At 50.5% G+C, this 23,510-nt stretch carries 22 protein-coding genes and 1 tRNA gene; 10 read left to right on the forward strand and 13 right to left on the reverse strand.

All coding sequences use genetic code 11. The features are described 5' to 3' along the window. Positions 1-55 precede the first annotated feature (55 nt). Complete coding sequence (gene coq7 / locus Q4526_RS09360; protein ID WP_215976804.1) at positions 56-700, reverse strand: 2-polyprenyl-3-methyl-6-methoxy-1,4-benzoquinone monooxygenase; 645 nt, start codon at positions 698-700, stop codon at positions 56-58. A gap of 62 nt (positions 701-762) precedes the next feature. After that, the gene (locus Q4526_RS09365; protein WP_215976805.1) at positions 763-1,500 is read right to left on the reverse strand and encodes a hypothetical protein; all 738 of its coding nucleotides are present in this window, start codon (positions 1,498-1,500) and stop codon (positions 763-765) included. A gap of 150 nt (positions 1,501-1,650) precedes the next feature. Here Q4526_RS09365 and Q4526_RS09370 point away from each other — a divergent pair, with 150 nt between their 5' ends. From Q4526_RS09370 to ylqF, 8 genes are all read left to right on the forward strand, one after another. Then, on the forward strand, positions 1,651-3,105 hold the full coding sequence (locus Q4526_RS09370) for an AAA family ATPase (RefSeq protein ID WP_215976825.1): 1,455 nt from the start codon (positions 1,651-1,653) through the stop codon (positions 3,103-3,105). Continuing rightward, positions 3,105-3,716 carry an arylesterase gene (locus Q4526_RS09375; RefSeq protein ID WP_215976806.1) on the forward strand — a complete coding sequence of 204 codons (612 nt, stop codon included), beginning with the start codon at positions 3,105-3,107 and terminating at the stop codon, positions 3,714-3,716. Before Q4526_RS09370 ends, Q4526_RS09375 begins: the two co-directional genes overlap by 1 nt. 95 nt (positions 3,717-3,811) lie before the next feature. Continuing rightward, on the forward strand, positions 3,812-5,314 hold the full coding sequence (locus Q4526_RS09380) for an alpha/beta hydrolase (RefSeq protein ID WP_215976807.1): 1,503 nt from the start codon (positions 3,812-3,814) through the stop codon (positions 5,312-5,314). Further along, positions 5,311-6,045, forward strand: coding sequence for an ATP-binding cassette domain-containing protein (locus Q4526_RS09385; protein WP_215976808.1), 735 nt, complete (start codon positions 5,311-5,313; stop codon positions 6,043-6,045). The genes Q4526_RS09380 and Q4526_RS09385 overlap by 4 nt, the downstream gene beginning before the upstream one ends. Further along, complete coding sequence (locus Q4526_RS09390) at positions 6,035-7,198, forward strand: ABC transporter permease (RefSeq protein WP_215976809.1); 1,164 nt, start codon at positions 6,035-6,037, stop codon at positions 7,196-7,198. Before Q4526_RS09385 ends, Q4526_RS09390 begins: the two co-directional genes overlap by 11 nt. Then, a complete protein-coding gene (locus Q4526_RS09395; protein WP_215976810.1) occupies positions 7,191-7,988 on the forward strand; it encodes a hypothetical protein in 798 nt (265 codons plus the stop codon). Before Q4526_RS09390 ends, Q4526_RS09395 begins: the two co-directional genes overlap by 8 nt. After that, entirely contained in the window at positions 7,985-8,200 is a 216-nt protein-coding gene (locus Q4526_RS09400) for an RNA-binding S4 domain-containing protein (RefSeq protein ID WP_215976811.1), read from the forward strand. The genes Q4526_RS09395 and Q4526_RS09400 overlap by 4 nt, the downstream gene beginning before the upstream one ends. A 3-nt stretch (positions 8,201-8,203) precedes the next feature. Further along, a complete protein-coding gene (gene ylqF / locus Q4526_RS09405; RefSeq protein ID WP_215976812.1) occupies positions 8,204-9,136 on the forward strand; it encodes a ribosome biogenesis GTPase YlqF in 933 nt (310 codons plus the stop codon). 218 nt (positions 9,137-9,354) lie between these two features. On the opposite strand, the gene Q4526_RS09410 is transcribed toward ylqF, so the two are convergent. The 3 genes from Q4526_RS09410 to Q4526_RS09420 are packed head-to-tail and all read right to left on the reverse strand — an operon-like array spanning position 9,355 to position 12,911. After that, positions 9,355-11,688, reverse strand: coding sequence for an intermembrane transport protein PqiB (locus tag Q4526_RS09410; protein WP_215976813.1), 2,334 nt, complete (start codon positions 11,686-11,688; stop codon positions 9,355-9,357). Beyond that, positions 11,669-12,295: a paraquat-inducible protein A gene (locus Q4526_RS09415; RefSeq protein ID WP_215976814.1), complete on the reverse strand. Its 627-nt coding sequence runs from the start codon at positions 12,293-12,295 to the stop codon at positions 11,669-11,671. The genes Q4526_RS09410 and Q4526_RS09415 overlap by 20 nt, the downstream gene beginning before the upstream one ends. After that, positions 12,282-12,911, reverse strand: coding sequence for a paraquat-inducible protein A (locus Q4526_RS09420; protein WP_215976815.1), 630 nt, complete (start codon positions 12,909-12,911; stop codon positions 12,282-12,284). The genes Q4526_RS09415 and Q4526_RS09420 overlap by 14 nt, the downstream gene beginning before the upstream one ends. A gap of 161 nt (positions 12,912-13,072) precedes the next feature. Between Q4526_RS09420 and Q4526_RS09425 the strand changes: the two genes are divergently transcribed. Next, positions 13,073-13,582 (forward strand): hypothetical protein, encoded by a 510-nt coding sequence (locus Q4526_RS09425; protein WP_215976816.1) that lies wholly within the window; start codon positions 13,073-13,075, stop codon positions 13,580-13,582. A 22-nt stretch (positions 13,583-13,604) separates the two neighbouring features. On the opposite strand, the gene Q4526_RS09430 is transcribed toward Q4526_RS09425, so the two are convergent. The 8 genes from Q4526_RS09430 to Q4526_RS09465 form a co-directional block, all read right to left on the reverse strand. Further along, positions 13,605-13,928 (reverse strand): DUF6694 family lipoprotein, encoded by a 324-nt coding sequence (locus Q4526_RS09430; protein WP_215976817.1) that lies wholly within the window; start codon positions 13,926-13,928, stop codon positions 13,605-13,607. A gap of 84 nt (positions 13,929-14,012) precedes the next feature. Beyond that, the gene (locus tag Q4526_RS09435; protein WP_215976818.1) at positions 14,013-14,414 is read right to left on the reverse strand and encodes a hypothetical protein; all 402 of its coding nucleotides are present in this window, start codon (positions 14,412-14,414) and stop codon (positions 14,013-14,015) included. A 516-nt stretch (positions 14,415-14,930) separates the two neighbouring features. After that, on the reverse strand, positions 14,931-15,923 hold the full coding sequence (locus Q4526_RS09440) for a spore coat U domain-containing protein (RefSeq protein WP_215976819.1): 993 nt from the start codon (positions 15,921-15,923) through the stop codon (positions 14,931-14,933). Positions 15,924-15,927: 4 nt separating this feature from the next. Further along, positions 15,928-18,252, reverse strand: coding sequence for a fimbria/pilus outer membrane usher protein (locus Q4526_RS09445; RefSeq protein ID WP_303609603.1), 2,325 nt, complete (start codon positions 18,250-18,252; stop codon positions 15,928-15,930). Positions 18,253-18,289: 37 nt separating this feature from the next. Next, complete coding sequence (locus Q4526_RS09450) at positions 18,290-19,057, reverse strand: molecular chaperone (RefSeq protein ID WP_215976821.1); 768 nt, start codon at positions 19,055-19,057, stop codon at positions 18,290-18,292. A gap of 18 nt (positions 19,058-19,075) precedes the next feature. Next, entirely contained in the window at positions 19,076-19,579 is a 504-nt protein-coding gene (locus Q4526_RS09455; RefSeq protein ID WP_215976822.1) for a spore coat U domain-containing protein, read from the reverse strand. A 431-nt stretch (positions 19,580-20,010) separates the two neighbouring features. Next, positions 20,011-20,523 carry a hypothetical protein gene (locus tag Q4526_RS09460; protein WP_215976823.1) on the reverse strand — a complete coding sequence of 171 codons (513 nt, stop codon included), beginning with the start codon at positions 20,521-20,523 and terminating at the stop codon, positions 20,011-20,013. 624 nt (positions 20,524-21,147) lie between these two features. Continuing rightward, a tRNA-Met gene (locus Q4526_RS09465) sits at positions 21,148-21,224 on the reverse strand. 114 nt (positions 21,225-21,338) lie between these two features. Between Q4526_RS09465 and Q4526_RS09470 the strand changes: the two genes are divergently transcribed. Next, positions 21,339-23,459, forward strand: coding sequence for a transporter substrate-binding domain-containing protein (locus Q4526_RS09470; protein WP_215976824.1), 2,121 nt, complete (start codon positions 21,339-21,341; stop codon positions 23,457-23,459). Positions 23,460-23,510: the final 51 nt, after the last annotated feature.

Consider the following 23,510-nt stretch of genomic DNA (forward strand, 5'->3'; position numbering starts at 1 on the left):
GTCCAGCGTCCAGCGTCCAGCGTCCAGCGTCCAGCGTCCAGCGTCCAGCGTCCAGCTATAGGTAATAACTCGCCACGGTCATGGCTTTAGAGGTTAGAGTCATGGCGGCTTTAACGGGGGCCGGAAAGCGTACGCCGCCGGCCTCTATCGCTAAATGGGCGTGGCGGGCTTCGTCCTCTAGCATTTGCTCGACAATAATGCGTGATTTGCTGTCGGTGTCGGGCAGTTGCGACAGATGTGCCTCTAGGTGCTTGCACACTTGATCCTCAGTGGCGGCGACAAAGCCTAGGCTTATGCGGTCGCTGATTAAGCCGGCGGTAGCCCCTATAGCAAAAGATGCGCTATACCAAAGAGGGTTGAGATAGCTGGTACGGCTTTCTAGCTCGCCCAGTCTTTTTTGACACCAGTGTAAGTGGTCTTCCTCTTCGCTGGCAGCCTCGCGCATTTGGTCTCGCACTTCGGGTAGTTTTGCGGTTAGTGCTTGCCCTTCATAAAGCCCCTGTGCGCAAACTTCTCCGGTGTGGTTTACGCGCATAAGTCCAGCGCTGCGGCGCTTCTCCTGCTGACTTAGGTCGTTTTCGGGTTGAATGTCGGCCGGTGAGGGGCGCCGGTGCTCAGTACGCCCGCCGGCCATTGCTTTAAGTGCATTATCGGCTTTGATAACGAGTTGATCGAGTAGAGAGAAGTTGGACGAGTGCATGGGGCCTCCAGAAGTCTGTTGCTATTATACATGGCCCGCCAGACACGAGATAGAAAGCGTCACTATTGCGGGTTTATTACACCGTGCTTATCGATGACCTCTTGCAGACTTTTTGTGAAATCAGGCAGCAGAGCGCGGTAGCGATTGCTTAGAATGGGCTTTGCGTCGAGGTCACCAAGGTTGCCGTTATGGAAAATTTTTGAACCTAAGTCACTTTTTTGAATGACTGCGTTATAGAGCATTTCAACACCAAGGCAATGGGTGATGCGTTTATGTAAAAGCATGCGAAGGGCGGTTGCGTAGTCGGGCACTTGAGTGAACTTGGGGTGATGGTTCGGGTAGCGCGTTTTAATTTTTTCGACCCAGTGGCGCGATGAGTAACTCCCCTCAACATAGCATACCGAGTGTTCCGGTTGACTGAGTTGATCCACTGTCAGGTTTTTTTTCGATAAGCTCCAAATCGCCATGCGAGAGTGACCAATGGTTACCTCAATCGGTGTCACTAATGTGAGCTCTGTAGGCTTTAGCGCCTCTACTATTCGTGCGCAGTCACCGTGACTGGCTCCGCTCATTGTTTCAGCCAAAGAGCGTCGAGTGGGGCGATGAATCATCTCAAATTCATAGCCCATATGGGTAAAAGCTTCGCGATAGTAATTGACGAGTTGGCTGTACTCGGGAATGTTGGGTGGCAATGGGCAAGTAAAGCGAATCACGCTCCCTGGCGCCGGCAGGCTTTCCTGAGCCAAGGCGGGGAGTGCACAAAGTAAAAGCAGCAGACTTCTGGTGATATTGGTTATCACATTTTTCCCTTTAGGTCTGGTGAGACTCCATTGTATATTGCCCGCTGACCAAAACCAAGATCGGTTGCGTGCAGAGTGTAACACTGGCAGGATTGTCCCATACAACACAGGAAGCCCACCGTGCAAGATACGCAAAATATCAATCAAATTATGGACGCCAGCATCCCGTTGGTGGTGATGGAAACCTTCGAAGAAAAAAAGGCGGAGGATATGCTCTTGGGGGTTGCCAGGCAGCGTTTTGCTAAGCTAGCCCGCTGGAGCATTACCGATGGCCTATCCACCTTAACTTTCGGCCCACAATTGGTGGCAAAAGAAACCAAATTCAATGAGCCTGTCGAGCTATTGCGCCATATAAAGGCGAGTAACGAACCCAGTATCTATTTGTTGTGTGATTTTCACCCTTATTTGCAAGAGCAGCCCGAGGTTGTTCGCTTAATTAAAGACATTGCTCTAAATCATTTAACGGTACCCAATACGTTAATATTTATTAGCCACCGCTTGAGCCTACCCAAAGAGCTAACACGTTACGCGACCGGTTTTTCTATGCCATTGCCTACCGATGAGCGTATTTTGGATATTATTCGAGAAGAGGCCAAGGCCTGGTCACAAAAGCACGGCGATACCCGCATTAAAACCGACAATGTCACCCTACAAAAAACGGTGGCTACCCTGCAAGGGTTGTCAAGCAGTGATGTGCGCCGTTTAGTTCGCTCCGCCATTTGGGATGACGGCGCACTGTCGGCCGAGGATTTACCACGTGTTAATCGCAGTAAATTCCAGTTAATGGATTTGGAAGGTATTGTCAGTTTTGAAAGCGAAGTGGACAATTTTGCCAATGTCGGCGGGCTGCATAATATGAAGCAATGGTTGAGCCAGCGTCGCGAAGCTTTTGTCGACCATGCCAGTACTCTCGATCGCCCTAAAGGCATTTTGCTGTTGGGTGTGCAGGGCGGTGGTAAGTCGCTGGCCGCCAAAGCCGTTGCGGGTATGTGGGGCTTAGCATTGCTCAAATTGGACATGGGCGCTCTGTACAATAAATACATTGGCGAAACCGAGCGCAATCTGCGCGAGGCCCTTCAGCTGGCCGATGCCATGTCGCCCTGTGTGTTGTGGCTGGATGAAATAGAAAAGGCCATGAGCCAAGGCGGCGGGTCCGACAACGGCACCTCGCAGCGTTTGCTGGGCACTTTGCTGACCTGGATGGCCGAGCGCCCCAGCCGAGTATTTATCGTCGCCACCAGTAACGATATTAGTAAGCTTCCCCCCGAGTTAATTCGTAAAGGCCGGCTGGACGAAATCTTTTTTGTCGATTTACCCAACGAAGAAGTGCGCCGGGAAATTTTCGAAATTCACCTGAAGAAACGCGATTTGTCGCCAGAGCAGTACGACTTGGCAGCGCTCAGCGCGGCCAGTCAAGGGTTTAACGGTGCGGAAATTGAACAGGCCGTGGTAGGCGCGGTGTATCAGGCGCAAAATGGTGCTCACCGCCTCACTACTGAGCTTTTATTACAGCAGTGCACGGCCACCAGCCCATTGTCGGTGGTTATGGCCGAGCAAATCGCCAGTCTGCGCCGCTGGGCGCAAGACCGAACGGTGCCCGCATAATGTCGCTGTCAATATTGCGCTCGGCTGTACTGTGTTTATGTTTTCTTTTGGTCGCCTGCAGCGACAGCCCACCGTTGGCGCCATTGCCGCAGGGCGCCACGATTTTGGCTTTTGGTGACAGCTTAACCCGCGGCACTGGCGCGCCACCAGAGCAAAGTTATCCGGCACATTTGGCTCGTTTAACTGGCTTTGAAGTGATTAATGCCGGTGTGCCGGGTGAGGTGTCGGCGGAAGGTTTAGCTCGGCTCCCGGAGGTTTTGCAGCAAGCGCAGCCCGACTTAATTGTATTGTGTCACGGCGGTAACGATATTTTGCGCAGCCTGGACAAAGCCACCATGCTCAATAACCTGCAGGCGATGATTGACATCGCGCGCGACAGTCATACCCCTGTGGTGCTGGTGGCGGTGCCCAAGCGCTCACTGTTATTGCGCGCCGAGCCGGTGTACCAGCAGCTAGCCGATACCAACTCGCTGCCTTTGCAGGCAAGTGTCGTGGCCGATGTGTTGGGCGACAGTGAGCTGCGTTCCGATCGTGTTCACCCCAATGGCGCGGGGTATCAAATTATTGCCGAGGCGGTGTATCAATTGCTACAAGATTCCGGTGCCATTTGATTGAGCACTACCCTTAAGCCTCAAGCCCAATCGGTACTCTTAGCGTTATTGACAGTAATCGCGATGGTCCACAGCCTTTAGCAAGGAGATGTGAATTGCTTAGAACAAAACGGTTTTATCACCGATTGGCTTGGTTATTGATGGCTGCGATGTGCAGCGCCTGTTGGGAAAATCAGCCACAAAGTCCCGATGCCGATGCTTTACTTACTCAGTGTGAGCGCGATTTGGACGCTCCGCCGCCGGCGGTCAATGGCGCGCAGTGTGGTTCACTCACAGTGCCGGTAGATGCCGGCAACCCGGCATTGGGCGAGATTGAGGTCTATCTCAAACGCTGGCCCGCCATCAGCGCCGTGAAAGACGCCGACCCGGTATTTGTGATTGCCGGGGGCCCCGGTCAGTCGGCAACTTATGTCTCCGACAGTTTATCCCAAGCGTTTTTTAACCTGCGCAAAAAACGGGATATTATTTTTGTCGATCAGCGGGGCACAGGTGACAGTGCTCCCATGCATTGCGACGATTATTCGCAAGACCCACTAACTGTACTGCACCAAGACCGACAGGCACAATTGCTGGATGACTTGCGCCAGTGTGCGCAAACTCACCAGACTCTTGCCCCTTATGTGACAACCCCTTATGCGGTAGCCGATTTAGAAGCCGTGCGCCAGGCATTGGGTTACGATCGTATCAACCTGTGGGGCGGCTCCTATGGGACGCGAGTGGCTCTGGAGTACGCCAGACGCCACCGGCAAGTTGTGCGCTCGGTGGTACTGGATGGGGCTGCGCCGGTTGCCATCGCTTTGCCGTTTACCATGGGGGAAAGTGCCGGGCAGGCCTTGCAGGCTGTAGCAGGGCAATGCATGGACAGCGAAGCGTGCTTTTCTCGCTACGGCAACCCGGTTCATAACGCCGAGGCTATTGCCCGCCAGTTGTCGGTGGCCCCTGTGACCGTTGATATCGCCCACCCGTTAACCGGGTTGTCGCAAACGGTGGTGCTGGATGCGGATAAATTCGCCGCCTTAATTCGCATGGCTCTCTACGACCGACTGGCGAGCAAGGTACTACCGCATTTACTGGCCAGTGCTGCCGAGAACGATTTCCGGTTGCTGGCAAAGGTGGTTAGCCAGCTGTTATCCAGCGGCGACTTCTCACAATTGGCGATGGGAATGCATTTTAGTGTGATCTGCACTGAAGACGCTCAATACCCGCATCCGTCCGAGCCCAAGGCTTTTTTGCAAGTAGATTTATCCGAATTAATGCTGCAAGTATGCGAGTTTTGGCCCAAAGGTCAATTGCCGGCTGATTACTATCAGTCGTTCGAGGCCGATGTGCCAGCGTTAATATTATCCGGTCAGCGCGACCCGGTAACGCCACCGGCCTGGGGACAGTCAGTAGCAGATCAGCTGAGCCAATCCACTCATATTATCGCTCCGGGTGGTCATCACGGGGTGACCTCACAGGGTTGTGGCAGCCAATTGGTGACACAGTTTATTCGCAACCTGACACTGACCGAAAAAGAGCAAGCCTGCGCCGAGAACATTCAGCCGTTTGCGCCTTATTTGAGTGCTGAAAAAGCGCAAGAAGCAGGAGAGACGCCGTGATTGAAATTGAACAAGTGAGTAAATCCTTTGGTCGGGTTCAGGCGTTAAACAATGTCAGTATGACTATTGGCGACGGCGAAATTGTGGGTCTGTTGGGGCTGAACGGTGCGGGTAAAACCACATTAATGCGTATGATTTATGGTTTGATTGCACCTAGCAGTGGCCATATCCGGGTGGATGGGGTCGATGCGACTATGGAGGCCGAAAAAGTTCGGCAAAAACTCGGCGTGCTGCCGGACGGGGCAGGTTTATACAAACGCTTAACAGCGCGTGAAAACATAGCCTACTTTGCCCGCTTACAAGGCATGAGTGAAAACGACATCCGCCAATCGTCTGATCGGCTTATCGAGATACTGCGCATGGAAAATATTGCCGATCGGTACAGCGATGGCTTTTCATTGGGGGAGCGTATGAAAACGGCGCTGGCTCGCGCCATTATTCATCACCCGCAGCATGTGTTGTTGGATGAACCCACCAACGGCCTGGACGTTATCACCACCCGAGCGGTTAGGGCGTTGCTGCGACAATTAAAGAGCGAAGGTCGCTCGGTGCTTTTCTCCAGTCACTTAATGTATGAAGTGGAAAATTTATGTGATCGGGTGTTGATCATTGCCGGCGGTCAGCTAGTTGCCGGTGGCCGCATAGAAGATGTTTTACAAGCTGCGGGTTGTAGCAGCTTAGAAGATGCTTTTGTGACCCTATCGCAAGGGGAGTCAGAGCATGTTTTTTAAACAGCTGAACGCGGTTTGGAATAAAGAGTTGCGCGATGCCCTGCGCGATAAACGCGCCATGAAAGTCGCCTTTTTACCGCCGATCTACATGGTGGTGTTTTTTGCTCTGGGTATAGGGCTTGCCATTCACTTTCAAAACAATGAAGAGCAAGACACACAACTGCACGTTGCCGGTCAGGATGCAGCACTAACCGCCTGGCTGACAGAAAAAAACATCCACTTAAAGCCGTCGCCGGACGATCCATACGCAGCGGTCGAACAAGGCGAGGTGGACTACGTATTGGTGCTGGAGCGCGAGGTGGCAACGCCGGGCAGTAAAGAGCCACGCTCGGCCACCTTGGTTTACAACGCCTCCAACCAGCGTGTGCATGGCCCGGTAGGGCAGGTGCGCCAATTGTTGTATCAATACAACAGTATGGAGGCGGGTATTAATATACTGGCGCGGGGCCTTAGTCCCAAACTGATTAACCCAATTCGTGTGCGTGAAGCCAATGTCGCCAGCGAGCAACAAATGGGCGGATTAATTTTGGGGGGCGTGCCCTTGTTATTGCTAATGTGCGCCATGATGGGCAGCGTGGGTTTTTCCGCGGATATGACCGCCGGTGAGCGCGAGCGTCAATCACTGGAGCCACTGCTAATTAATCCTGTGCCATCACTGACCTTAATGCTGGGTAAATGGCTGGCGGCTGTGGCATTAACATTGGCGGTAGTGCTCCTGTGTTTGCTGCTAATGAGTATTGCCTTATATTTTTTACCCTTCGATAAAATGGGTTTGCGCGTTTCGGTGAGTGCGGGGGCAATGTTGGGAATTTTTGTGTCTTTAATCCCTATTGCTGCAATTGCCGCCTCACTGCAGCTGTTGCTGGGTATTTTTTCGCGCTCGTTTAAAGACGCGCAAACTTACATGAGCATATTAATCGTATTGCCGATGGTGCCGTTTTTTCTGGTTATTACCAACCCGGGTATTTATCAGCCCTGGCACCTGTGGGTGCCGATGTTGGGCCACCAAACGGTATTGCGTGAGCTATTATTAGGGCAGGGGGTAACGCCCATAGCTTTTGTGGCTTTTATCCTAAGTGCGCTGCCAGTCACCTTGTTGGGGCTTTGGTTGGCGGCTAAACAAATGCGGCGGGCAAAGGTGATTTATGGATAAGCGATTGGCCCGGTTGGGCGGGACTTTAATAGCGTTGTGTGCATTTTTATCGGGTTGTTACCATTTACAATCCGCTGATGCACCTATGGATGTACTTTATTACCCTCACCATAACGGCTATCAGGCAAGTGAGGAACTGCCCCTAGTACGCAGTTCGGACCTGCTGATTTTACTGCCCGGTATGGGCAATAGAATCGACAGCTTTGAGCAAGCGGGCGTACTTGAGCAGTTGGCCCAAGCCCAGATTCCGGTCGATGCGGTAATGGTCGATGCCCATTTTGCCTACTACCGGGCGCGCAACTTTCTACCGCGATTGCAGCAAGACGTTTTGCTGCCGGCCCGGGAAGCGGGCTATCAGCGGGTGCATTTAGCCGGAATATCACTGGGGGGATTTGGCAGTCTGTTATACTGGCAGTACAACCTTGATCAACCCACAGAGGGTTTGCCCGTGGCTAGTGCTATGCTGCTAACCCCTTATTTGGGGGAGCCTGAATACTACGCGCACCGGTTAAACCCGCAGTTGTCACCCCAGCTTGTGTCGGAGGATAAAAATATCTGGCCGTGGCTGGAGCAATTGCCACCCGAACAACGACAGCACTGGTATCTAGGGCTGGCAGAGCAAGACGAATTTTATCAGGCCAATCGCACATTCGCGGACCTATTGCCGGAAGACCAAGTGTTTACCACCCCAGGTGGTCACACCTGGGACTCCTGGCGCGATTTATGGCCGCGAGTATTGGCACAATTTAAACGCGACTTTTTTCAGTCGCCTACAGAAGAGTCACCATGACAGAAGAATTTTCCCTGGACGGCACCGAGTTTATTACCCTTAACAATCTTTTAAAGGTTGAAGGCTGGGTAGAAAGCGGCGCCGTCGCCAAGCAAGTCATTGACGCCGGTATGGTGAGCGTGGACGGCGCCATAGAAACCCGCAAGCGCTGTAAATTGACCCCGGGGCGGGAAGTGGCGTTTAACGGCAATACCATTGTTGTTGTGGAGTAGCGCATGACCTTGCAGTGGTATCCCGGGCATATGCACAAAGCGCAAAAAGAAATGCGCGAGGTTTTGCCATCGGTTGATTTGGTGATTGAGGTGCTCGATGCACGCATTCCTTTTAGCAGTGAAAATCCTTTAATTGCCAGTATTCGCGGGGAAAAACCCGTGGTGAAAGTACTGACCAAATCCGATTTGGCCGATCCAGATAATATTGCGCTCTGGCAATCCTATCTGGACGCCCAAAGACAGACTAAAACCCTAGCGGTTAGCACCCAAGAGCCTGCCAGAATTCACACTTTGCCTGAATTGTGTCGCAAGCTCACACCGGAAAAAACCCGTGGCCTAAAAAAGCTTAAAGCGATGATTGTCGGTATTCCTAATGTGGGTAAATCGACTCTAATCAACACTTTAGCGGGTAGGGCCGTGGCCAAAACCGGTAATGAACCCGCCGTTACCAAACGTCAGCAAACCATTCATATCGAAGACGACTTCGTTTTGCTCGACACCCCCGGCATTCTCTGGCCCAAACAAGAAGTTAAAAATTGCAGTTACCGCTTAGCCTTTACCGGGGCGATTAAAGATACTGCGCTTGATTACCTGGATGTCGCTCTATTCGGTGCTGAGCATTTGCTGGCCCACTATCCAGAACGATTAAAAGAGCGCTATCAAATCGAGCAGTTGCCCGAAACCGATGTGGAAGTGTTAGAGCTAATCGCTGCCCGCCGCGGTTGTCTAAGGGCCGGAGGGCGAGCCGATTTAAACAAGGTTGCCCCAATTTTTGTCAACGATTTTCGCTCTGGCACATTGGGCCGTATCAGCCTAGAGCTGCCCGATGTAGTGGAAAAAGAAGTAGCCGAGGCTAAACTACTGGCCGAACAAAAAGCTGAGCGCCAGGCGCAAATTAAGGCCGAGCGGCGCAAGCGGCGGCGTAAGAACAGCTAATAATTGCCGCCGGGGCAGTAGTTTTTTAAATCTACGATCGTGCGATCTCCAGCCATCAAGATTAGCGTATATTTAATCGAGGCGTTTTAGCTGAGATGCAAGCGCTTAGGTGCTGGGCTCGTTGCTGAATGTTCGGGTTAGGTTATAAAGTGGCGATGCTGCCAGTGCAGTGGGCGCCGGCAGTTTCGTAATCCAATAACCAGATGGCAATCAGTGTTTTATTGATTCGCATGCATAGTAGTCTTGCGCAGCGGTATCTCTGGTTGCCATTGTTGCCAGCTATCCAAGGGAGCATCGTGCAGGGTAAATGTCGCACCGTCACTGACAGTTTCGCCGGGCAGGTCGGGGGTGGCGAGAGCGATACCGCCAGCCAGTAAGCTTTGGGCGGAGCCGGTGCGCAACTTAGCTCCCGAGAGCCAACCAAAATCAAAAGCAATACCGGTCGCGTTCCAGAACACACTGTTGGATTTCACCAGTGGGGCGTAGTAGGGGTCAATATGAACATAAATATTGACGTGTCGAGCGTGTGTGTCCAATTCAAAGCCGGTGACCTGGCCGATAGGTATTTCCCGATAAAACACCGAGCGGCCCTTTTTGATGGAGGCCAGAGACGGGGCTTTTAAGGTGAGGGTGAGCCCGCTATTACTTAAGTAATCCTCCGGCGGAGCATTCATCCCGGTAAATGAATAGCCAAGCTCTGTGCTGTTGCCGGGTTCAAAGGCAATGTACTCGCCAAAAATTAACGTACCCAAGTTGGCGATTTTTTCTAGACTGATGTTAGGTTTTACTCGCCAGAATTGGCTGTCTTGCACAATGAGCTCGCGCGCTTCGGGGTTTACACTGACCTGGGCGGTAACGCCTTCTTCCGGATGGTTGAGCTGTACGTCTTCAATTTTTCCGACTTCTACCCCTAGGTATTTAAGAGCGGCCCCGGCTTTTAAACCGTCGCCATTGGCAAAGTGAATATCAATTGTCGGGCCTCGGTCTAAAGCCTCTTTACGCGAGCCTAACAATGTAAACCGGGTATTGGCTTTTACTGGGTCGGCCTGAGTCGCCCTGTTGGGTAAATAGAGGTTAATGCCGCCGCTGACAATACTGGCAAGGGAGTCAACGTTAAGTTCCACGCCTTGCAAACTGGCCGAGACATCTAAACCGCTGCTTTGATAAAACCGCGCATCAAAAGTAATCAAGGCTTGGTGTTTGGGATGTATTAATACATCAATGGCGATGTTGTCTTGTTGCTTTTCGAGGGTGTAATCCACCACTTTACCAATGGCGATGCCGCGATAATAAATTTTACTGTTGCGGGTTAAGCCATCGAGCTTTTTGGCGGTGAGCGTGAGGTAGAGGCCGTCTTCGTCGCGCTTGGGAGCGGGTGCTTCTTTTAAGGCGACAAAAGCGCGTTTGTCAGAATCTGTACTGCCAGAAAAATCCATTTCGATATGCGAGCCGGTCAGCAGGGTTGAAAGTCCCGAGATTTGCGACAGGGAGATCTCGGGAGTGGCTAGCCAGAATTGCGTGCTGTCATTGAGCAGTATAGGGGCCAGCGGGTTAATACTCGCCGTCGCTGTTATCGCCGAGTAGTCGGGTTTCATATCGAGCTTGATCAGTTTGCCTGCGGTCAGCCCTTTGTAGCGAATTTCGGTATGGTTGGCTTTTATTCCCTCGGCGGTTTTAAATTCAATTTCAATTTCAATGCCGGTATTGGCTTCGGCGTAACTGGGGTAGATAGTAAACGCATCGTCGTTTTGCGCAGGCTGACCGGGGGCAGTGCCAGGTGGTGTATCGAAAGATAATCCTCCCAGAATGATGGACGCTAATGAGTCTGTTTTGAGTTCTATGCTGTTTAAATCACCGGATACAGTAACGCCACTGCTGTTCCAAAAGCGGCTATTTTCGTTCACTAAATCGACATATTCCGCATCGATATGGGCTTTAAAGATGACTTTGTTGCGGTTGTCACTTAGTTGGTAGTCGACGATTTCTCCCACGCGAAGCTTGCGGTAGTGAATAGGTGAGCCCGAGTGTAGCGAGCCCACGTCAGAGGCGAGCAATTGAATTTCTAAATCGCCACGGGCAGGTTTGGGCGGTGGCGGCTGGTCCAGTGCTTTAAACACGTGTTTGGTTTTTTGGCTGCTGCCTGGGCGTATCGCAATGTAATTACCTGAAACTAACGTATCCAGGCCTTGTACCCCGGCCAAAGATAGCTCGGGTTTTACCAGCCAAAATTGAGTGTCTTGTTTCAAGGCAGATTCGGCCTGTCGACTGAGAGTGATGTGGGCGGCAACGCTTTGTAAATCCGGCTGAACGACCAGTTCGTTAACGGTGCCGACTTTAATGCCTTTGTAACGCACCTCAGTGGTTCCCGCTACCACTCCTTCGCCGGTGGCGAAAGTCACAACGATACTGACACCTACCTCATTCAGGTGCTTGTAAGCTAGCCAGCCCCCCAGTAAAACGGCCAGTAACGGCAGCAGCCAGACGGCGGAAATGCCCCGGCGCTGGGTAGTTTCGGCGGCGGGTATCGCCTTGTCAAAGGTCGGTTCGTTCATGCTCTAGATCCTGTAGATCCCATATTAGGCGAGGGTCAAAGCTCTCGGCTGCAAACAGTGTCAGTATTACCACAGCGGCAAACGCTGTGGCACCAATATTCGCTTCTATGCTCGCCAGTTGGCCAAAACTGACCAGAGAGGCCAGTATGGATATCACAAATAAATCCAGCATGGACCAGCGGCCAATAAAGTCGATAAAACGGTACATGCGCATGGCTTGCTGACGCTTAATGGGTTTGCCACGTTGCACGATAATCAGCAGCACTGCAATACCCAGAAGTTTAAATAAAGGTACGGCAATACTGGCCACAAAAACCACAATGGCGATGGGCAACATGTCGTTTTGGGCCAAATCGATCACACCCGACATAATTGTGCTGGTAAAGCTCTTATCGATGCTTTGCACATTCATAATGGGGTAGAGGTTAGCGGGCACAAATCCAATGGCCGCGGAAATCGTAAACGCCCAGCTGCGCGAGATGGCGCGTGGCGTTCTAAAGTGTAGCGGGGTATGGCAGCGCGGGCAGGCGTAAGCGCCTTCGCTCGGTCGCGAAGCAAGTTTACCGCAAACACGGCAGTGGGCTAATTGAGCATTAATGGCGAGCATTGCGCTGCCTCTCTACGGCATCCCAGCACGCCTCGCTGTTAAATAGCAAGGTCGCAGCGGTGGTAAGAACGAGCAGGGCAATCAAACAAAAAAAGCCAGTGGAGAGCTCAAACTTACCCATATCTTGCAGCTTAACCAGAGATACGATCATGGACAGCAAATACACATCGAGCATAGCCCAATTAGTGGTGTAGTGTAATAGTTTGAGTAAACGCGCGGTTGTCTCGTTAACACGGCGCAAGATCCAGCTCAGGGAAATCAAAAATATACACATTAAAACCAGTAGGGGCGCTATGACAGTGCAGAGCAAAATCATGCATCCTACCCACCAAAAACCTGAATTAAACAGAGTTAATGCACCTTCAAATAAGGTATAGCTGGCGGGTCGGCCCAGCAAAGTAAAAGCAATTTGCGGATAGAGGTGCGCCGGAATAGCGATGATAAGTGCCGTTAACGACACCGCAATACTGGACTGGGCTGAATAATAACGGCTCGCGCTATCGCGATGACCACAGCGTGGGCAGCGAGCTTCGTTGGACTTGGTGGGAGCGGGGCGCTGAATCAGCAAGTCGCACTCTTGGCAAGCAGTCGTTGTGGCGCTGGGGGCTTTTCCCATAGGAAGATGATTAATCCTTATTGAAGCGACAAAATACTTGGTTCTCTTGCAAAACTCAAATGTCCAATTCACAGTCAAGTACGTTAATCGGCTGAAATCGGTTCAGTTTGAATTCAGCCAAATGGTGATAGTCTAGGAGTTAGTTGGAACAGGAGTCGAATATGAACGCAACTAAAGGCTTTATTTTATGTATAGCACTGGCGGGGCTCGTAGGCTGTAATGAGTCACACCGCAGCGCGAGCATAACTGCGCCACCACCATTACAAACACTGGACTCTTTCGTGTTAGTTGATTCCTTCGGGGTGGATAGTGAGGTATCGAGCCATACACCGCTTGAAATTGACCCCTATTATTACGATGGTGTTTTTGAAATCTATTGGGGGGTAGAGCGGGGCAGCCAATACGACTTTTACCTCAGTGTTGGCCCCACAGCCAATATTAACGATAGCCTCACTGTATACTCAGAGTCCTGCGGTCCGGGTCAATATTGCGGCTTTACCGGTGGCGCCATCTGTCAGTACAGTGCCGATTTCACATTGGGGTGTGCCGATCAACCGGCGGTGGATATCTACGATATTTTTGTTGAGGTTCCGCAAGCCATGTATCTGTTTGCCGAGGCCTGTGACCGTGACGGGTGCAGCTTTCGCCGCTTACCCGTCACGATGTTTTAAAAATGATTAATTTCGTGCCAGCTTAGTCGTTTTGCTGGGCTGCGTAATCGATCACTTCCTGGGCGGTTTTGCCGTCCAGGCTGGCGTAAAAATCATTTTGCATTTGTTCGGCGTCGATGGTGGCGCCAGACATGGCTTTTTGGATATTAGCGGTAGTGGCTTCCAGCGCGATGCTGGCCAGGGCTTGTTGAAATTTTTGCTGCTCTTGTTCGTCCATCTCCTCCATCATGGCATTGACAGACTCCTCAATGGAGGCCTGGTTGGTGGCATCCAGCGTGGGGTCACCACAGCCACTGAGTAATAGGCAGGAAAATACTAGGGTCAGAGCGAATATACAGTGTTTCATAAAGCGTCCTTGATGGCTTATGAGTGGATAATGCTTTTATACAGGGCATTGTCATCAGAAGCCAGCAAAGTTCGAGAGAAGCTATTACTCCACGTTTTCGGGTAGCCGTTGATCGTCGAGCCGGGTTGCTTTATGCGCGGCTTTGTAGGCATTTTTGGTTTTTTTCAGTGTGAGGGGTAAATTGTAATTATCAATCGCAGCGCTTACCGAGGCCCACTGACCGGCGGCTACGCCGTTAAACAAACGCAATGCATAGCCATAGACTTGCAATCTATTCGAACACATAGGCTCATTATCGCGTTCATTCCTTTCCAGTGTAGCAGAGTCTGGTAAAAAGTAAGTAAGAGCTTCGTCGTACGAAAGCTCATCCCCTAAAAGTTGGCAAACAAACTGAAAGAAATGAGCTTTGGCTAACTGAACTCGAATAAAATCTTTCGATAGCCCGCCCACTGAGTGGCCTTTGCCAATCAGTTTACTGTACGGCATTCCCTTATCCCTTATTCTATTGACTGTGTATCAAACATCAGAATCGGCAGGTGCATGGTATAGCATGCACTTTATATTGGCCGTAGGACTAAATTGTTAAAAGTTGTAACCGAGGTGTCGTTAATCATTATCTGCTTTGGTTAGCTTAATAATTGTTAACGATAACGTTTTTACGGAGTTGTTTGGGTTAAGTATAGAGGCGTATTTACTAAAATCATTGAGTCGCCGATTACAACTATAATGGTCGAAAGGGGCTTTGTAGTTAATGGTAGATCACTCGTAGAAAGGCGATGAAAAAATGAACAGAGTCGTTTTGGTGGTGGTAAATTCAGCGTTTTGAGTCGGTTATCAGTCTTGCAGTGGTCTTTTCTGCTAATCGTAGTGTTCGATAAGCTTAGGGCTATATGAACTTAGGTGGCTATAAGTCACGAAATGTTCACACCTGATTATGGTGAAAATTTTATTTGTGGTGAATTTATATAAACTAAGGAAATTAATTAACGAAGGTCAGTTACATTAATAAGTTATAGTTACCGTAATCGTATCACTGTAGTTGCCACTCGCTACTGACTGTGGGGCGGGGACGCGTCCGTAAACAGTCTGTGTTTGACTGCTGCCGCTTCCCGAACCGTTGACTGTATCAATACCAGGGGTGTCGCCCCAAGGTAAAGTGCGCCCACTATCGCGGTAGAGTTGATAGCTAACAAACTGCCCGGTTGCGTTGTTGCGCATACGTCGTTCACTGGTGTAATGCAAACCGTGATCGAGCGAGAGACTCCAGGGTGTGTTTTTAGTGCAGGTGAAGCTAACGTCCGTGGTGTGATCGTGATGGCTATTGATTAGGCCAGAGATAGAGCCAAAATTAAGATTATTTGCTATGTCAATCACGCAGCTGGCGGCAACGGTAGCCGTGGCATTAAAAGGAAAGATAATGCTGCCGCCGCCATTGCCGCCCGATGTGCAGCTTGCCGGCCAGCTTGGAGTGCCTAATAAACGTTCTGCATAACGGTAATCTAAACGCGTATGCCCGCCGGAAAAGACACTGAGGTAGCTGGCAGCCGCTAAATTTAATTGAGGGGGAACATAGCCATATATACTTAGATTTTTTGTGCCTGAGCCACCCAAAATGGGTACAGAATATTCCAGATCAATATCGATATCATCAACAGGTGTATCACCTAATACTTGGGTTAGGGCTGCATCACGATAAATTTGAAACTGCAATGGCACCAACGCCAGTGTGTTCATGGAGCGTAAGTTAATGGTGCTGCCACTGGCTAAACCTGCACCTAAATTTAGGCACATACGCACCCGTGCTGTGGCTAGTAATGACAGGTCGAAGGTGTTGCATTCAATGCTAACACTTGCCGAGGAGTTTGCGGCAGACCCCATGCTGATGTTACCAAACACCAGATCGCTGGCTGTGGCATAGCAAGATGTTGCGGCAACAGCCACAGGGTTTAGACTGATCAGGTAAGAGAAGATACATGCAGTGTAAAAAATTTTCATCAGCCTAATACTTCGCTTTTTTGCATTGGTAAGGGCCTAGGTAGTGGTTGGGTATTTGGCCCGGAGGGATTGAAAATTCAACATGGCAGGTACCTTCAGGTGTGATAACACGCAAATAATTATAATCTTGTAAATTTTCTATATAAGTTTGACCGTCAAATCCAACGAAAATAGGCGTGTTGTTGCTCTGCTCAGTGAGAACCCGGCTGGCCACAGGCAGTGGTATATCTGTTTGGTCAGTGAGTACGACAATAGCGGCTCGAACTTTTTCAACTGTAAATTCGACTAAAGTTCCAGCTCTATCGCTGGGCGTAGCGCTTTGATAAATATCGGTAACTTTGTTGTCGGCAGGTAGATCCATTGGGTCAATGGATAAATTGTTGTGTTGCCAAGTATTTAAGCGGGTGACTAATAAATTACCGTTTTTGTTAGTATAGCCGATCACGCGATTTTCCAACTTAACCGGTATATTGGCAATGCCGCTGGTGGACACCACTGCGAAGCTGTCGTTTATTCGGCGCGATGCAAAGCCTTGTTGGTTCATCCACACCAAGCTTCCGCTGGCTTGAACAAAACCGCTTTGATCAGAATTCGCGTGGGCTATACCTGAGTCGATGCGGCCATAATTTCCTTGCCAACTGCCTCGGGCGAGGGTGTTAGAGGTTGCCCCATTCTCGCTGCTCTGTAGGCGCCAGCCGAATCCGCCATCACTAGGCAATGTGCGCTGCAAGCTTGCCTGATAAAGATTTCTGTCATTGTTACGCTGGATGGAGCTGTGAAGCTGGAGGTCTTGGCCGAAGACGATACTGAATCCAAACTGAAAAGTTCGATCGTTACTGTCGTCTAGGTTTTGGTTGTAAGATAAGTTAACAGAAACACCATTACTGATTCTGTTATTCCAGTAAATGCCCGCATATCGCGCGGCGGGCTCATCGAGATCAGCATTGTCAAAACGTATCGCATTGACCCCTATATTCCCCATTTGTTTAGTCTGTGCACTGGCCAGAAGCTGTTCACTGCGTTTTGCCGGCAATGTGCTGTAATGGCTGGCTAGATCGCGATACTGACCAAAAGTACGCTGGCTGGCAACGGAGAAGTTAAAACGGCTGTTATTCCAGCTGTAGCGCCATGCTGTTTGGTAGCCGGATGCACCTTGATCGTGACTACGGCTGTACGCCAGGCTTACCACGCCGACCAGGCCCGGCTGCCAAACGGCGCCGATACCCGTATTGATAAGACGGTCGTCCAGCTCCGCTTGGCTTTCAATAGTAAGTTGGTTGTTGATGCCGTAGCGAAAGTTTCCTTTACCGCTTAATTTGTTACCGTACGAAAATGATTTAATACCGTAATCTTCGCGTACGAACCCGGCGGCTAGCGTCCAGTCCGACAGCCCCTTTTCTAAGAGTTGTTGTGTGTTGTAAAACGGAATATTAATTGTGGTGGAGCGGCCCAAGCTATCGGTGGTAATGACCTGTGCCTGCCCCACACCGGTGATACTTGGGACTGCATTGATCTCAAAAGGGCCGGGCGGAACATTTGATTGATAGCGACGCACCCCATCAATGTAGAGTTCAACTGTTGAAGGCAGAGTGGCTTTACCGATAAAAGACGCTAGCGGCGAAACAGTGCGATAGGGCTGTAGCCTGAAGTTGCGGCCGTATTGTATCCCGCTAAGGCGCAGTGAGCGCGACCAGTTAAGCCCGCCACTGACCGAATCACCAATGGTTAAGCGGGTGGCATTGCCCGGAAATGACCACTCGGCAAAGGTATCCAGTGCTACTGAATCGCTACTCCAGTCGCCATTACCACTGCGTTGAGTGTGGCTGCTGCTGGTGTGGCTAAACACACCCTTGCCGAATCCAAACGCGCGAACCTCAGCCGCCGCTGAGACAAACTGATGGTCGCCCGTGTGGTTAGCGTACAGATCATAATTAAGTAAGCTGCCCGGAGACGATACCGCTTGCGGTGGTTGTAATGAATCACTGGCCCAGAGTTTGGTCATTGGCAATGACATTAACGATAGTGGTGCGGTCAGAATTAACTGTTGAGTGTTGACACGGTAGTTAACCTCAATGCCGCTCAGAGAGCTTAATGCGATATTATCGTTGTCGCTCGCGGTTTGCATTGCAATACCTAATTTTTTCAACTCTCTTGCTTTGGCAAAAAGCTCTTGTTTTCTCAGTGTTATAGGGACGAGTGAGGGGTAGCGAACCTGATTAACAAAAACCTCAAGGTAGAGGGTGATATCGTCGAGGTTCATCGCTGCGGTTATAGCTTGGGGCGGTCTTTGGCTAAGATCGCCTTTATGTGGTTGCTTCCCGTACGACATGGCTGCTAACGGTACAAGCAATAACACAGTCATTATGTCAAGGTGTCGGCGTAATAGTGACAAGAGTGCGTTCGCGTAGCTCGCCATTTATTTTTGCGGAAAAGTCGCCCCCGTTTTTTGGATTTATATTTTTGGGTAATAACCACTCCCGCTGTTCTCCGGGAAGTACATAGCCTGCAAGCCCCGGTGCGATTGTGGTCCGGTCGTCACTTTGAATCCATGTAAGGTCGGCAATATGAGCATGGCTATTGCCTTCGTTACTTAACCGGATAAAGTGCTCGCCCTCGTGGCTAATGAGTGAGCTGTTTAGCACCGGCTGCAGATTGACGGCTTGAGGCGGCTGGATAAAAACAGGAATAGAGTAGCGCAACCGAAAGGTTAACCCTCCCGTGGGCTGGTTGGCAGATGTAATGTTTTTATCGTAGCTGACGGGAAGTTCATCAATAATAATGCGAAAGCTGCGTTCGGCCATGTCGGGAGGGGAGCCTGTGCGCACAATCCGAACGAGCTGGTTTACACCGGGCCCAAGCTCTATCACAGGCGGGCTGGCTATGATTTCCTGTGTGGGTTGCAGTTGATCTTTGCCGTCCAGTTGTAGCCACTGATAAACGCGAACCTGAGCGTATAAAAGCTCTTGGCCCGTATTCACTAGAGTAATACCGTCTGCATTGCGTTCGGCAGCAATAAACAAATGCGTCGGCGAAACTTGCAGGCTAGCCTGGCTTGCGGAACTGGCGAGAAATAACAACCCAAGACATATCCACTGCAGCGTTCGTTTTAACGCCACACTATACGTTTGCTTCATGGCTGTAGGCTCTGAGTTCTACCAGGTGATCGTCGCTGTTACCGAATCCTGGTAATCTTGTGCCGAAGCGTTGGCGCTGGGAACCTGAGCATAAATTACATGGTTCTGAGTGCCGCCGTTGCCCGTAAGCCCACTTTTAACCGAGCCTAATGTGACACCATCGCCCCACGGTGTGGTGTACGCATCGGAGTAGAGTTCATAGGGAATATAGTCAGTTGCAACAGTTTGCCCTTTCATGCGTCGGGAGGTGCCATCGGAATTGGTGCCATCGTTTAAGGCGATTGTATAGGGAGTGCCTTGGGTGCAGCTGACATCTATTGAGGCAGTACTGATCTGAATATTAGTCGCTGTCGAAGCCTGTGTGCCGAAGTTGATATTGCCATCGCTAGCCGTATCAATTGTACAGGAGGCAGTGATGGTAATAGTAACGTCAAAGTTACCTGTTTCTGTATCAGACAGCGCCAGAGGTGAGAAAGTTAATATCGCTAAACTGACAAAAAAATGAAGGTGAGAATTTTTCATATTTCCTCCAATCCATTTGGAAGTATTCCGTGGGGCTAAGTACTAGCCTAGCTAGAATAATTTTAGTGGGCTTCAACAGTTTGTCAATTTAATAAATAATATGCCGTTATACAAAAAATATCGAGACATTATTAAATTACTATCAAAGGTAGCCTGGTGGCGCATTTTTCTAAATATTGCATAGGAAAATGACCGCTTAATAGCGAAAATTAATGGAATGGCTGTTTTTAAGGAGTATTTGATTCAAAAGATTTTTGGGGAGACTGAGGGGGTTTTAGGTGTAATGTATATTTTGGTGCCAAAATAACCGAGGTTGTTATAAAGCCGATTGCTGTGAATGTAGCAATCGTTTTAGGGAGGGGGCAGTCGTGACTTGAATGACCTGTAACTACCCTCGCAGTGACGCGAGCAGAAGGGGCTAGATTAATTATTTAGTTGTTATTGCATTTCTCTTTTAGCAAGGCCAGTGAAATACCTCCTAATCCTCTAATTCTATCGCCATTGAAAGTGGTTGAAAATCGCATGGTTGCAGGGTTTCCTTGCAGAAAGACAATAGCTCTTGTAGGAACAAACTCGTCAGACATTTTATAATGTGTATTTTCTTCGTACACTTCACCTAGGTTATAGTAGAGCTCAACTCCCTCTTCTTTTTTTAGAATATCCTCCACCACACTTTTGTAATGATCGTTATCACCGTCTTCGAATTTCACGACAATAATCGCCGTAGCCAGATCGATTTTCTCATCGACTGATAATTCATGAAAATTGGGTGTGTCAATGATAGGTTGAAACTGGGCGGAGCCTTCTGTAACAACGGGCTCAGATGTGAAGCTCTTGTAAACTAACGGCGGGAATACATAAAGCATCCAAGCGGTATAAATACCAAGAGCCGCAATTGAAAATCCTGCCCCAAAAACGATACCTGATAAAAATTTCTTTAACATTCTATGGCCTCTAAAAATAATAGTGAACTTGCTTGGTCATATCACAAACTTCACGCCAAGCTAGTATTGACCGCTACAGTTTGAAATTTATACAGGAAGGGTTTGCAAGTGCTAAAAACGAGATCAATATGTAACAGCTCCCTGTCTGGTAAATCTGCGGCTCAGTCCCAATTATTCTGCAATGTATGGTATTTATCGAGTTAACGCAACATCGTGATAATAGCGGTTCAGTCAACAGTGCAAAGCGTGTGAACTGTAACGGATGAAGCTAAAAACTGCTCCTGTGATTTCGGTATTTACTTGTCTTTGGTGCTTAGGGCAGCCAAGGCTGCGCCATTATCGCTAGGGTCGACGTTCTGTCGGTGTACTCGGCTTCAATCAACCGTAAGCGGGTGAGTGGTTGGGAGATGTAGGATGAGAACACGGATTAAGTCAGGGGCGGGTGAATTGTAAAACACTAGGGTGTTTACAACCCTTCGGGCACAGTGTGGCCCGCGAAGCGCAGTGGCCATCGCTTGTTCGCAATGTGTGAGCCGGGGGGCAGTTCTGCGGCTCACCATTTTACCCCCATATAAAAAACAAAACCCCCGCAGGCAGGGCCTGCGGGGGTTTTGTTTTTTTATATGGTAGCTAGAGGCGGACTTGAACCGCCGACCCCAGCATTATGAGTGCTGTGCTCTAACCAGCTGAGCTACCTAGCCATATCTGAGGGCGCGTATTTTCTCTATCGGGCGGGGTATTGTCAAGGGTTATTTGTATTTAAATCGTGAAGGCTTTGCCATTGGCTATTTCTTGCACCGTGTTATATTCGTGGTATGAAAAAGTCTTTAGAGTTGTGTCGTGTTTGGGGGGTAGGAATCGGTTGGTTGCTACTGGTTTGCGTGTTGGCCGGTTGTGGCCGCGGAGCGCCGGAGGAGTCGCCACAGGTGTCGGGTGGGGCTGCCGGGTCTGAGGCGGCTGCCAGCTCAGAGAATTACACTGAGACCGGCGATTATGCCGCGCTACAGCAGCGCGGCAAAATACGGCTGCTGGTACCGCGGCGTGAGTATCAGGGTTTGCCTCGCTCGGGTATGCCCTCAGAGGGGTTTCGGGCCTTGGCCGAGCGATTTGCCCAGGAACATAAACTGGAGCCGGTGTGGGTCGTTAAAGAGTCACTGGACGCCTTAATTCCTGCCTTGCTGGCTGGTGAGGGCGATTTAATCGTCAACCACATGACTCAAACTCCCGAGCGCGAGGCGCGCGTTGCGTTTTCGCTGCCTCTGTCGAATGCCACAGAGACGCTGATCAGCCCGGTGGGCCAAGCGATTGAGAGTATTGAGGCGCTGGCGGGTAAAAAAGTCTTGGTGCCCGCTGGGTCTTCCTACCAAGTCAGTTTAGAGCAGCTGCAAGCGCAGCGGCCCGAGCTTGAATTTGAGCTGGTGGCTGAGACATTATCGGGTAATCCCGATGTACTGGTCGACAGTGTCATCAGTGGCGAGTATGACGCCACGGTACTGGATGATACTTTGGCTCAAACCCTAAAACAGTACCGCGAGGACTTTAAACAGGGGGTGGCTGTGTCGGCCACCCGGCCGGTGGCTTGGGCGGCACGCCCCGATGCCAAGCAACTGTTGATTGAGCTTAATCAGTATTTAACCAGCCACACGATTTACGCCTCTTCTATTCAGTACATCAAAGACGACTTAACCGGCATAAAAGAACGTCAGGTACTGCGGATGATTACCCGCAACAACCCGGCCAGCTATTTTATGTGGCGTGGTGAGTTGATGGGGTTTGAGTACGACCTGCTGAAACAGTTTGCTCAAGAGCAAGGCCTGCGCCTAGAGGTGGAAGTGGCGCCGCCGGGGGTGGACCCCATTGACTGGCTGAATGAAGGCCGCGGCGATGTGGTTGCCGCCGCCATGACAGTCACTCCCGAAAGAGCCGCCAGGGTCGCGTTTACCCGCTATTACAATAAAGTGGCGGAGCAGTTAGTGACCCGAGCCGAACGACCACTGCTGGACAGCACAGAGGCGCTGGCGGGCCGCACCTTGGTCATTGACCCGCAGACGGCGTATTGGCAGCGCGCGCAGCAACTCAAGGCCGAGGGGGCTGAGTTTGAGTTGGTCGCGCAAGACGCCGCTACCACCGAAATTCTAATGGCCGTGGCCGACGGCACCTTTGATGCCACTATTGCCGATAGTCACTTGGTGGCTATCGAGCAACGTTTTGCTACCAACTTAATGCCAGGCCTCACCTTTGCAGAAAAAGAACACGCCTGGGCCGTGCGACAATCTAACCCCGAATTGCTTGCCGCGTTTAACGCGTTTCTAAATAAGCATTACCGCGGTTTGTTTTTTAATGTTACCTACAACAAATACTTTAAAAACGAGCAGCGCATTGGCAAATACCAAGGCGAGCGATTAACGTTTGCCGATAGCTTGTCACCCTACGACGATATTGTGAAGCCGCTGGGGGCCGATTATCATTTTGACTGGCGTTTAATCATCGCGCAGATGTACCAAGAAAGCCGCTTTCTGCCCGACGCCCGCTCCCATGTGGGGGCCAGTGGGTTATTGCAAGTTATGCCGCGCACGGCGCAAGAGCTCGGGTTTAGCACGCCCTTTGATGAGCGCACGGGCATAGAGGCGGGAGTGGCGTATTTGGACTGGACGCGCGATCGTTTTGAAAATTATCTGCCGCTGGAAGAGCGCCTGTGGTTTGCGCTGGCCGCCTACAACGCGGGCTTTGGCCACGTGCAGGATGCCCGCCGCCTGGCGCGGCAAAAGGGTTGGAACCCGGATGTCTGGTTTGGCAATGTCGAACGCGCCATGCTGTTATTGGCAAAAAAAGAATACTACCGTAACGCTCGCTTTGGCTACGTGCGCGGCGCCGAACCCGTGCAATACGTGCGCAATATTCGCAACCGGTATCGGGGGTATTTGGCAGCGGAGTAATAGGAGCGCTGTGCGCTCCGGCCGAACACTAGGTGCTGTATGCAAAAAATA

Source organism: Gilvimarinus sp. 2_MG-2023 (genome assembly GCF_030547685.1).
GTDB lineage: Bacteria > Pseudomonadota > Gammaproteobacteria > Pseudomonadales > Cellvibrionaceae > Gilvimarinus.

What these genes read in the sequence shown, in the direction of transcription:
- coq7 (WP_215976804.1), bottom strand. Translation starts at nt 700, where the DNA reads ATGCACTCGTCCAACTTCTCTCTACTCGATCAACTCGTTATCAAAGCC.
- Q4526_RS09370 (WP_215976825.1), top strand. Translation starts at nt 1,651, where the DNA reads ATGGACGCCAGCATCCCGTTGGTGGTGATGGAAACCTTCGAAGAAAAA.
- Q4526_RS09375 (WP_215976806.1), top strand. Translation starts at nt 3,105, where the DNA reads ATGTCGCTGTCAATATTGCGCTCGGCTGTACTGTGTTTATGTTTTCTT.
- Q4526_RS09390 (WP_215976809.1), top strand. Translation starts at nt 6,035, where the DNA reads ATGTTTTTTAAACAGCTGAACGCGGTTTGGAATAAAGAGTTGCGCGAT.
- Q4526_RS09395 (WP_215976810.1), top strand. Translation starts at nt 7,191, where the DNA reads ATGGATAAGCGATTGGCCCGGTTGGGCGGGACTTTAATAGCGTTGTGT.
- Q4526_RS09400 (WP_215976811.1), top strand. Translation starts at nt 7,985, where the DNA reads ATGACAGAAGAATTTTCCCTGGACGGCACCGAGTTTATTACCCTTAAC.
- ylqF (WP_215976812.1), top strand. Translation starts at nt 8,204, where the DNA reads ATGACCTTGCAGTGGTATCCCGGGCATATGCACAAAGCGCAAAAAGAA.
- Q4526_RS09410 (WP_215976813.1), bottom strand. Translation starts at nt 11,688, where the DNA reads ATGAACGAACCGACCTTTGACAAGGCGATACCCGCCGCCGAAACTACC.
- Q4526_RS09415 (WP_215976814.1), bottom strand. Translation starts at nt 12,295, where the DNA reads ATGCTCGCCATTAATGCTCAATTAGCCCACTGCCGTGTTTGCGGTAAA.
- Q4526_RS09420 (WP_215976815.1), bottom strand. Translation starts at nt 12,911, where the DNA reads ATGGGAAAAGCCCCCAGCGCCACAACGACTGCTTGCCAAGAGTGCGAC.
- Q4526_RS09425 (WP_215976816.1), top strand. Translation starts at nt 13,073, where the DNA reads ATGAACGCAACTAAAGGCTTTATTTTATGTATAGCACTGGCGGGGCTC.
- Q4526_RS09430 (WP_215976817.1), bottom strand. Translation starts at nt 13,928, where the DNA reads ATGAAACACTGTATATTCGCTCTGACCCTAGTATTTTCCTGCCTATTA.
- Q4526_RS09435 (WP_215976818.1), bottom strand. Translation starts at nt 14,414, where the DNA reads ATGCCGTACAGTAAACTGATTGGCAAAGGCCACTCAGTGGGCGGGCTA.
- Q4526_RS09440 (WP_215976819.1), bottom strand. Translation starts at nt 15,923, where the DNA reads ATGAAAATTTTTTACACTGCATGTATCTTCTCTTACCTGATCAGTCTA.
- Q4526_RS09445 (WP_303609603.1), bottom strand. Translation starts at nt 18,252, where the DNA reads ATGTCGTACGGGAAGCAACCACATAAAGGCGATCTTAGCCAAAGACCG.
- Q4526_RS09450 (WP_215976821.1), bottom strand. Translation starts at nt 19,057, where the DNA reads ATGAAGCAAACGTATAGTGTGGCGTTAAAACGAACGCTGCAGTGGATA.
- Q4526_RS09455 (WP_215976822.1), bottom strand. Translation starts at nt 19,579, where the DNA reads ATGAAAAATTCTCACCTTCATTTTTTTGTCAGTTTAGCGATATTAACT.
- Q4526_RS09460 (WP_215976823.1), bottom strand. Translation starts at nt 20,523, where the DNA reads ATGTTAAAGAAATTTTTATCAGGTATCGTTTTTGGGGCAGGATTTTCA.
- Q4526_RS09470 (WP_215976824.1), top strand. Translation starts at nt 21,339, where the DNA reads ATGAAAAAGTCTTTAGAGTTGTGTCGTGTTTGGGGGGTAGGAATCGGT.